Below are 9,266 nucleotides of genomic sequence, written 5' to 3'. Positions count from 1 at the left end.
ACATGAATAAGTAAAACCAACAAGCAGAGCAAACACACTTGCCTGGTCAGTACTGAGGAGAGGCTATCGTGCCGGATCACATTCTGGAAAGTGGAGATTCCCCGGATCTGGAAGCACTGTTCGACAGCATTGCCGCCAGTCAGCAAAAAGAAGCTGACAGCGCCAGCAGCCCAGCCGACACAGTGGTAAACGCTGCGGAACCGAGCCCTGCCGTGATGTATGAGCAGATTGGCCTGCTGACCCGCAAGATGCACGATGCCTTGCGCGATCTGGGCTATGACAAGTCACTGGAAAAGGTGGCTGATGCGATTCCTGATGCCAAGGATCGCCTGGGTTATATCGCTTCACTCACCGAGAGTGCTGCCGAACGCGTGCTGAATGCTACCGATCTGGCCAAGCCCTATCAGGACGAGATAGAAAGCCGGGCCCTGGCCTTGCAGGCCCGTTGGGAACAGCTGTACGCCAATAAACTGTCCATTGCCGAATTCAAGAATCTTGCCGAAGACACGCGCCAGTACCTTGGACAGGTGCCCAAACAGACGCAAGCCACCAATGCCCAGTTGCTGGAAATTGTGATGGCGCAAGACTTTCAGGATTTAACCGGCCAAGTCATCAAGAAAATGATGGACATGGTGCATATACTTGAACAGGAACTGGTAACCTTCCTGATCGAGTTCTCGCCGGACTCGAAAAAGGCAGGCCTGGACAATAACCTGCTCAATGGACCGGTAATCAATCCGGAAGGCAGGACAGACGTGGTTTCCAGCCAACAGCAGGTTGATGACCTGCTGGAAAGCCTGGGCTTCTGAACAATAGCGGTGAACGTGTAAGCGGCATAAGCGGGGTGAGAATATGAGCGATTTTGGCGGCATGGAAGAACTGCTACAAGACTTCCTGATGGAATCCACCGACCTCTTGTCCGACGTGGACAACAAGCTGGTGGAACTGGAAAAGCGTCCTGAAGACAAGGCATTGCTCAACGACATTTTCCGGGGATTTCATACCATCAAGGGTGGTGCCGGCTTTCTGAACGTCGGCCCCATGGTCAACCTGTGCCATCGCACGGAAAACCTGTTCGACAAACTGCGTAATGGCGAGCTGCACATCACGCCGGAAGTGATGGACGTCATTCTGGATGCCACAGGTATCGTGCGTGACATGTTCGGCACACTGGGCCAGGGACTGATGGTTGCCGAGGCAGATGCAGACGTGCTGAACGCCCTGGATGCCGTTCTGGCAGGCCAGACCCCGACCAAAGCAGGTGCAGAAGTGCCTGCCCCCGCGGCCGTCAGCAGCCCTGCCACTGCCGCACCGGTCGCAGCGGACGGTCCGGACTGGAATGCACTGCACCAGGCCATCGTGCCGCAAGCAGCCGCCGCCAGCACAAGTCCGGCGGCAGCACCTGCCGCGCCTGTGGCTGCAGCCCCCGCCGCCGCCCCGGCCCACGAACTGATGACCGCTGCCGAGCACCTGCCGGTGGCCAAGCCGGCAGCCAAACCGGTTGCCAACAAACAACCAAGCAGCGCAGGCAACAGCAGCGGCCCGCAAGAAAACACCATTCGTATTGACACGGTTCGACTGGACATGGTGTTGAACCTGTCCGGCGAAATCGGCCTGACCAAGAACCGCCTGACCACCCTGCGTACGGAAATCCTGCAGGGCAATCGCGACGGCAACACCCTGCGTTCGCTGGATGAAGCCATCAGCCAGCTGGACCTGCTGGTGGGCGACCTGCAAAACGCGGTGATGAAAACCCGCATGCAGCCTATTGGCCGCTTGTTCCAGAAATACCCGCGTTTGGCACGTGACCTGGCCCGCCAACTGGGCAAGGAAGTCGAACTGGTGCTGTCCGGTGAAGAAACCGAGCTGGACAAGACCATGATCGAAGACCTTAACGATCCGCTGGTTCACCTGGTGCGCAATGCGGTTGACCATGGTGTCGAGTCGCCGGAAGAACGTATTGCTGCGGGCAAGAAGCCGCAATCGCTGATCCAGCTGACTGCCGAACAGGTGGGCGATCACATCCAGATCGAAATCACCGACGACGGCAAAGGCATGAACCCTGACGCCCTGCGTCGCAAGGCCATCGAAAAAGGCCTGATTGATCAGGAAACCGCCAATGGTCTGGACGAGAAGCAATGCCTGCAGCTCATCTTCATGCCGGGCTTCTCCACCAAGGACCAGATCTCCAGCGTGTCCGGTCGTGGCGTGGGCATGGACGTGGTACGTACCAATATCCAGAAGCTCAATGGTCGCATCGACATCAATTCGCTGCCGGGCGAAGGCACCCGCATCAGCATTTCGCTGCCGCTGACGCTAGCCATTCTGCCGGTACTGGTGGTGCGTGCCTGCAACCAGCCGTTTGCCGTACCGCTGGCCATGGTGCGCGAAATCATCACCATCGACCCGAACGCCATCCAGGAAGTATCGGGCAAGCCCACCATCGTGGTGCGAGATGAAATCCTGCCGCTGCGTACTCTGGCTGGCCTGCTAGGCTGGGAACCTACCCAGAAGCCCTATTTTGGCGTACTGATGCAATCGGCCGAGAAGTCTTTCATCCTGGCCATCGACTCCTTTGTCGGTCGTGACGATGTGGTCATCAAGCCGCTGCAGAACATTCGTCCGAAGGGCGTGGCCGGTGCCACCCTGTCTGGCGATGGTTCGGTGGTTCTGGTGCTGGATATGGAAGACCTGCTAAGTTCCAGCGACGGCACCAATGGCCAAGTCAGAACCTCGGAGCTGATTTCCGTATAAAAAAACCAAGACTGGCAAGCTTTAATGACCACTCAATGCGCCTTCATCGGAAGGCAAACGGTTCTCAACCGCAACCAGCAGCTCATCGGGTATGAGCTGCTTTTTCGTGCAAGCAAGGAAGCCAGTTCCGTCGGCCCACACAGCGAGCTGCAAGCTGACACCGACGTGCTGGTCAATACCCTGAACAATATGGGTACCAGTTGGCTGATCGGCAACAAGCTGGCTTTCATCAATGTTGGCGAAGCCATGCTGACCAGCGATTTTCTGGAGTTGCTGCCACCACGGCGCATCATTCTGGACATCGCGCCGAATATTTCACCTTCCAGTGAACTGTTGTCGCGCGCCCGCCACTTGCGTTCGCTGGGTTTTGGCATTGCACTGGATGATTTCAGTTTTGAAGCACAATCCGCTGCGTTTCTGGAATTTGCCAACTACGTGAAGCTGGATATCCAGAATCGCGACCCCAACCACTTCCAGGTACTGGCTGCACGTTTGCGCAGCTATCCGGTGATTCGCATTGCCGAGCGCGTGGAAACCCATGAGCAATATCATCTGTGCAAAGAACTGGGCATGGATGGCTTCCAGGGTTATTACTTTGCCAAGCCGGAAACCCTGTCTGCCAAGGTGATTCACCCTACTTTCAGCAATGCGCTGGAGCTGCTTAACTTGCTGCGGATGGATGCCGACCTGCGACAGGTGGAACAAATCCTGAAGCGCGATGTTGCCCTGTCTTACAAGCTGCTGCGCTATGTCAATTCGGCGGCTGCCGGTCTGAACACAACCATCAGCTCCTTCTCTCACGCCGTCACGGTACTGGGTTACAAAAAGCTGTACCGCTGGCTCACCCTGTTGCTGGTGACCGCATCTGACGACGGTCGTGCACCACCGGCGCTGCAAAAGACAGCCGTCACGCGCGGCCGCCTGATGGAGCTGTTGGGTGCAGAGCTGGGCATGAGCCCGGATGACTGCGACAACCTGTTCATTGTCGGTATGTTCAGCCTGCTGGACGTGTTGTTTGACATGCCGATGAACGCCATTCTGGAACATCTGCAATTGCCGGTTTGCATCATTGAAGCCCTGGCCGCACACAAGGGCAGGATGGGCATATTGCTGCAACTGACCCAGTCTTGCGAAGATGGCCAGCTCAACGGTGTGGATGCGCTGTGTCAGCAATTGGGCCTGAGTCCGGAACAACTCAACCAGTCCCACGTTGCCGCACTCGCTTGGGTGGAGGATCTGGGCTTATAATTGCCAGCCCTTCAGCCGGTCAGCACATCGCGATGAAACTGTTAGCCATAGACACCTCCAGCAGTTATTTGTCTCTTGCCCTCAGCCTGGATAATCAGTTACTGAATTTCCATGAGGAGATGGGGCAAAAGCATGCAGAACGCACGCTGCCGGAAATCCAGCGACTGCTGCAACAGGCTGATATTGCGTTGACCGATCTGGATGCCATCGTCTATGGCCAGGGGCCGGGCTCCTTCACCGGCCTGCGCATTGCTTGCGGGCTGGCACAGGGGCTGGCATTTTCTGCCGGGCTACCACTCATCGGCATTCCGACACTGGATGCAGTGGCCCAGCAAAGCGCTGCTGACCAGGTGCTGGTTTGCCTGGATGCTCGCATGCAGCAGGTATACTGCGCCAGCTACCAGACTGGCCCTGCATGGCAGCGTCTGACCCCCATCACCCTGCAAGACCCGCAAGATGTCACCTTGCCAGATGGCATCACCCTGCTGGCAGGCGATGGCTTCACCAATTACCCGGCACTGTTGCCTGCACAGCGCGGCAGCACACGACACACCGGCATTCTACGTGCCGATGCCCGCGCGCATATTGAGCTTGCCCTGTCTGGTCGCTACCCGCAGCAACACCCCAGAGAAGCCGAGTTGCTGTACGTGCGTAACAAGGTGGCACTCACCTCGCTTGAACAACAGGCGTTGAAGGGATGAGCCAGGTGCTGCGCCAGCAAGCTGTCGATGCCGAACAGCTGGCACAACTGGAAGCGTCAGCCACGGCCCATGGCTGGAGCACACGCCATTACCAGGATTCCATCCAGGCAGGGCATGTGTTTTATGGCCTGGAGCAACAAGCCCTTGGCTGTGCCGTGGTCATGCCGCTGCTGGACGAAGCGGAGTTGCTCAATATCTTTATTGCGGCCGGGCAACAAGGCCGGGGATTGGGTTTTGTCCTGCTAAGCGGCCTGATGCAAGACCTGAAACAACATGGCTGCCACAAATTGTTTCTGGAAGTTCGCGCCAGCAATCACCCTGCCCGCAAACTGTATAGCAACTGCGGTTTTCAGGAGATCGGCGTGCGCAAAAACTACTACTCCAGCACCAATGGCGAACGCGAACATGCGATTCTGATGGAGGCCGTGCTATGAATCGCAGCCGTTTCATCCAGCAAGCCATTGGCCTTGGCCCCATCTGGGAATCGCGCGAGGGCTGGTTTGCCGATCATCCTGCTGAAATTTCCAGACAGGCGCTGATACAGGCCCACCACGACCAAGCCATTGCCGAGCTACACCAACCGGCAAGCACTGCAACAGCCACAGCCCCCGCAGTACAGCCTGCCGCACCGATCCTGGCGTCGGAGAAGGACAAGCCGCAGCCAGTATCACCAGCCACTACAGTACTCCCCGCTGTCGCCAGCCCGATCGGCCAAATTCCCAGCTGGGAGCAACTGGAACAAACCGTTGCCAATTGCGAACGCTGCACCCTGTGCCGCACGCGCACCCAGACCGTCTTTGGCCGTGGCAATCCCCAGGCGCGCTGGATGCTGATTGGCGAAGCACCGGGGGAACATGAGGACAGACAAGGCGAGCCCTTTGTCGGCAAGGCCGGACAACTGCTGGATAATATGCTGGCGGCCGCCGGACTGGACCGAGACCGTGATGTCTACATTGCCAATGTCCTTAAATGCCGCCCACCGGGTAACCGCAACCCGGCACCGGAAGAAATCCTGGCATGTCAGGGCTATCTGCAACAGCAGATTCAGCACGTACGACCGGTGCTGATTGTGGCCTTGGGGCGCTTTGCCGTTCAAACCCTGCTGCAAAGCGAACAGGCGATTGGCAAACTGCGCGGTCAGGTACACCAGTATCAAGGCATACCGCTGATTGCCACCTATCACCCTGCTTATCTGCTACGCAATCTGCCTGACAAGGCCAAGGCATGGCAGGACATGGTGCTGGCCAAGCAGCAGTTCTCCCGCCTGACCCAAACTGCCTGAGCCTGCCAGGTAGCATTCAGCCATACACTTCGCGCAGCCAGCGCCGATAGATGGCATCCGCCTGGGCGTGACTTTGCGTCATGCCTGCGTCCAGAGAAGCATCAATCGCGTCGACAGACATCACACTGGGCAAATCATGTCCGTCAATTTCCTGATACCCCACCTGCAACCATTTGCGAATCATCGGTGCTTTCACTTCACAGTGGAACTGCATGCCCAGATGCTTTCCGCCATACAAAAACGCCTGGTTGGGGCAGTAGGCGCTGCTGGCCAACAAACAGGCCCCCTCAGGCAAGGCAAAGGTATCGCTGTGCCACTGAAACACGCGCAGGACCTGTCTATCGCCAAACCACTCCCCGACAACATCCGCAGCCGCTGGCTGCAAATCTATCCAGCCGATTTCAGGAATCTCTGCCTTGCTGACCTCGGCACCGAGTGCCAATGCCAATAACTGCCCACCCAGACAGTGACCAATCACCGGAACGTCTGCCGCGACAGCGCCGCGTAAAAATTCAATCTCAGGCAGGATCCACGGATGATCCGCCACATCACGCACACTCATCGGCCCGCCAAAACTAGCCACACCGGCATAGTCACGGACATCCGGTGGCAAGGCATCACCGGCATAGACCCTGAAAATATGCGATGGGATATCAGAACGATTCAGATAATCAAGAAAATACTCGGGACCATCCAGCGCAACATGCTGAATGATGGCAATGGGCTTCATGGCTATTCCTTTGCACAATCTGGCTTGGATCCGTAAAAATGATCACAAAGCGATAGAGAAGGAAAATATAGCCCAACAATATCAAATTTTGTAAATTTATTTGATCAAAAAAAGAATAAAGCAGGAAGAGAAAAGCGGTTGTGCACAAAAGACAGGCAATAAAAAACCCTTCTCCGTGCACCAGAGAAGGGCTCTTCGACGTTACCGAAAATCAAGCTTACTTCAGCTTGGTTTCCTTGTAGATAACGTGTTTACGGGCAACGGGATCAAATTTTTTGATCTCCATTTTTTCCGGCATCGTGCGCTTGTTCTTCGTAGTAGTGTAGAAGTGGCCAGTGCCGGCGGTGGATTCAAGCTTGATTTTATCGCGCATTGTATTACCTATCTGTCGCTATCTAGAGGACCGCTTAGATCTCGCCACGAGCGCGCAGATCTGCCAGCACTACATCGATACCAACTTTATCGATAGTACGCAGTGCAGCGTTGGATACGCGCAGGCGCACCCAGCGGTTTTCGCTTTCTACCCAGAACTTGCGGTACTGCAAGTTCGGCAGGAAACGACGTTTCGTCTTGTTGTTGGCGTGGGAAACATTGTTCCCGGTCATCGGACGTTTGCCGGTGACTTTGCAAACACGCGCCATGTTAACACTCCCAAAACCGGTAAAAGCTGGCTTTATACCATGAAAAAAGCCAGCGATTCAAGCATGATGCGCACTTTCCGTGGAAAGCACGATCTCGTATATGAAACAGTCGGGGCGCATTGTAACGGAATTACCACAAACTGGCGAGTACAAGCTGAAATCAGACGAGACAAGTGTTGCATTCATTGTTGCAACAAGCCGTGCCATGGCGGTTCAAATCCAAGCGATTTCAGGTTAAAATCCCGGATTCCCATAGAGCCGTAATTCCATGACCAAGTATATCTTCGTAACCGGCGGTGTGGTGTCTTCCCTTGGGAAGGGCATTGCCGCTGCGTCCATTGCTGCCATTCTTGAGTCGCGCGGGCTGAAAGTCACCATGCTGAAGCTCGACCCGTACATCAACGTCGACCCGGGCACCATGAGCCCCTTCCAGCACGGTGAAGTATTCGTGACGGAAGACGGCGCCGAAACCGACCTCGACCTTGGCCACTATGAGCGCTTCATCAAATCCAAGATGAAGAAGAGCAACAACTTCACCACTGGTCAGGTTTACGAATCCGTGATCACCAAGGAGCGCCGTGGCGACTACCTGGGTGGTACCGTGCAGGTAATCCCGCACATCACCGACGAAATCAAGCACAAGGTTCATGAAGGCGCGGGCGATGCCGACGTGGCCATCGTCGAAATCGGCGGCACCGTGGGTGATATCGAATCCCTGCCCTTCCTGGAAGCCATCCGCCAGATGCGGTCCAACCTGGGCCGCAAGAACACCATGTACGTGCATTTGTCCTACGTACCGTTCATTGCCACCGCAGGTGAAATCAAGACCAAGCCGACTCAGCACTCGGTAAAAGAGCTGCGTGAAATCGGCATCCAGCCGGACATCTTGCTGTGCCGCATGGACCGCGAACTGCCGGCTGACGAAAAACGCAAGATCGCCCTGTTCTGTAATGTCGAAGAAAACGCCGTCATCGGCTGCTATGACTCGGACTCCATCTACAAGGTCCCGGCCATGCTGCACGAACAAGGCATTGACGACATCATCACCGAGCACATGCAGCTGGACATCCCGCCGGCTGACCTGTCGGTATGGGCTGGCATCATCGACGCCATCGAGCATCCGGAACAAACCGTCAACATCGCCATGGTAGGCAAGTATGTTGATCTGACCGAATCCTACAAGTCGCTGTCTGAAGCGCTGAAGCACGCCGGCATTCACACCCGCTCCGATGTCAACATCATCTACGTTGACTCCGAAGACATCGAGCGTGACGGCGCCGAATCGCTGAAGGACATGGACGCCATCCTGGTGCCAGGCGGCTTTGGCAAGCGCGGCGTGGAAGGCAAGATCAAGGCCGTGAAATTTGCCCGCGAGAACAACATCCCTTACATGGGTATCTGCCTGGGCATGCAGATTGCATTGATCGAATATGCGCGTGATGTGGCCGGCCTTGCCGGTGCCAACTCCACCGAATTCGACCTGGACACCGACTACCCGGTAGTGGCACTGATCGACGAATGGGTCAATCACGACGGCAAGATCGAAAAGCGCGACGAGAACTCCAATATGGGCGGCACCATGCGCCTGGGCGGTCAGCACTGTGATCTGGTAGAAGGCTCGCTGGCAGCACGTGTATATGGCTCTACCGACATCGTCGAGCGCCATCGTCACCGCTACGAAGTGAACAATTACTACGTACAACGCCTGGAAGCAGCCGGCCTGACCATTTCCGGCCGCTCCGCCGGTCATGAAAAGCTGGTGGAAACCATCGAGTTGAAAGACCACCGCTGGTTCTTCGCTTGCCAGTTCCACCCGGAATTCACCTCTACCCCGCGCGATGGCCATCCGTTGTTCAAGGCCTATGTGCAGGCAGCCATCGACTATAAGGCTGAAAAGCAAGGGAAATAAG

Annotated in this window: 10 protein-coding genes; 7 read left to right on the top strand and 3 right to left on the bottom strand. The window is 56.2% G+C overall.

Annotation, left to right across the window (positions count from 1 at the left end; all coding sequences use genetic code 11):
• The first annotated feature begins 68 nt into the window (after nucleotides 1-68).
• The 6 genes from cheZ to HWX34_RS12380 are packed head-to-tail and all read left to right on the top strand — an operon-like array spanning nucleotide 69 to nucleotide 5,985.
• Complete coding sequence (gene cheZ / locus HWX34_RS12405) at nucleotides 69-809, top strand: protein phosphatase CheZ (RefSeq protein WP_178972530.1); 741 nt, start codon at nucleotides 69-71, stop codon at nucleotides 807-809.
• Between the two features lie 43 nt (nucleotides 810-852).
• Nucleotides 853-2,754 (top strand): chemotaxis protein CheA, encoded by a 1,902-nt coding sequence (locus tag HWX34_RS12400; protein WP_178972529.1) that lies wholly within the window; start codon nucleotides 853-855, stop codon nucleotides 2,752-2,754.
• A gap of 24 nt (nucleotides 2,755-2,778) precedes the next feature.
• Complete coding sequence (locus HWX34_RS12395; RefSeq protein ID WP_178972528.1) at nucleotides 2,779-4,002, top strand: EAL and HDOD domain-containing protein; 1,224 nt, start codon at nucleotides 2,779-2,781, stop codon at nucleotides 4,000-4,002.
• Nucleotides 4,003-4,034: 32 nt separating this feature from the next.
• Nucleotides 4,035-4,703, top strand: a complete 669-nt coding sequence (gene tsaB / locus HWX34_RS12390; protein WP_178972527.1) for a tRNA (adenosine(37)-N6)-threonylcarbamoyltransferase complex dimerization subunit type 1 TsaB — start codon at nucleotides 4,035-4,037, stop codon at nucleotides 4,701-4,703.
• Complete coding sequence (rimI, locus tag HWX34_RS12385) at nucleotides 4,700-5,137, top strand: ribosomal protein S18-alanine N-acetyltransferase (protein WP_178972526.1); 438 nt, start codon at nucleotides 4,700-4,702, stop codon at nucleotides 5,135-5,137. The genes tsaB and rimI overlap by 4 nt, the downstream gene beginning before the upstream one ends.
• Nucleotides 5,134-5,985 carry a uracil-DNA glycosylase family protein gene (locus HWX34_RS12380; protein WP_178972525.1) on the top strand — a complete coding sequence of 284 codons (852 nt, stop codon included), beginning with the start codon at nucleotides 5,134-5,136 and terminating at the stop codon, nucleotides 5,983-5,985. The genes rimI and HWX34_RS12380 overlap by 4 nt, the downstream gene beginning before the upstream one ends.
• Nucleotides 5,986-6,001: 16 nt before the next feature.
• Here the strand turns inward: HWX34_RS12380 and HWX34_RS12375 are convergent, their stop codons facing one another.
• The 3 genes from HWX34_RS12375 to rpmB all read right to left on the bottom strand — a co-directional run bounded on the left by HWX34_RS12375 (nucleotide 6,002) and on the right by rpmB (nucleotide 7,356).
• A complete protein-coding gene (locus HWX34_RS12375; protein WP_178972524.1) occupies nucleotides 6,002-6,715 on the bottom strand; it encodes a type 1 glutamine amidotransferase in 714 nt (237 codons plus the stop codon).
• 217 nt (nucleotides 6,716-6,932) lie between these two features.
• Nucleotides 6,933-7,088 carry a 50S ribosomal protein L33 gene (rpmG, locus tag HWX34_RS12370; RefSeq protein WP_028453358.1) on the bottom strand — a complete coding sequence of 52 codons (156 nt, stop codon included), beginning with the start codon at nucleotides 7,086-7,088 and terminating at the stop codon, nucleotides 6,933-6,935.
• Between the two features lie 34 nt (nucleotides 7,089-7,122).
• A complete protein-coding gene (gene rpmB, locus HWX34_RS12365; protein ID WP_011137003.1) occupies nucleotides 7,123-7,356 on the bottom strand; it encodes a 50S ribosomal protein L28 in 234 nt (77 codons plus the stop codon).
• 268 nt (nucleotides 7,357-7,624) lie between these two features.
• Here rpmB and HWX34_RS12360 point away from each other — a divergent pair, with 268 nt between their 5' ends.
• Nucleotides 7,625-9,265: a CTP synthase gene (locus HWX34_RS12360; protein ID WP_045847410.1), complete on the top strand. Its 1,641-nt coding sequence runs from the start codon at nucleotides 7,625-7,627 to the stop codon at nucleotides 9,263-9,265.
• The last annotated feature ends 1 nt before the right edge of the window (nucleotide 9,266 follow it).

Source organism: Aquitalea sp. LB_tupeE (genome assembly GCF_013391415.1).
GTDB lineage: Bacteria > Pseudomonadota > Gammaproteobacteria > Burkholderiales > Chromobacteriaceae > Aquitalea.
The sequence above is the reverse complement of the archived record's forward strand: the minus strand, read 5'-3'. Positions and strand labels throughout refer to the sequence as shown.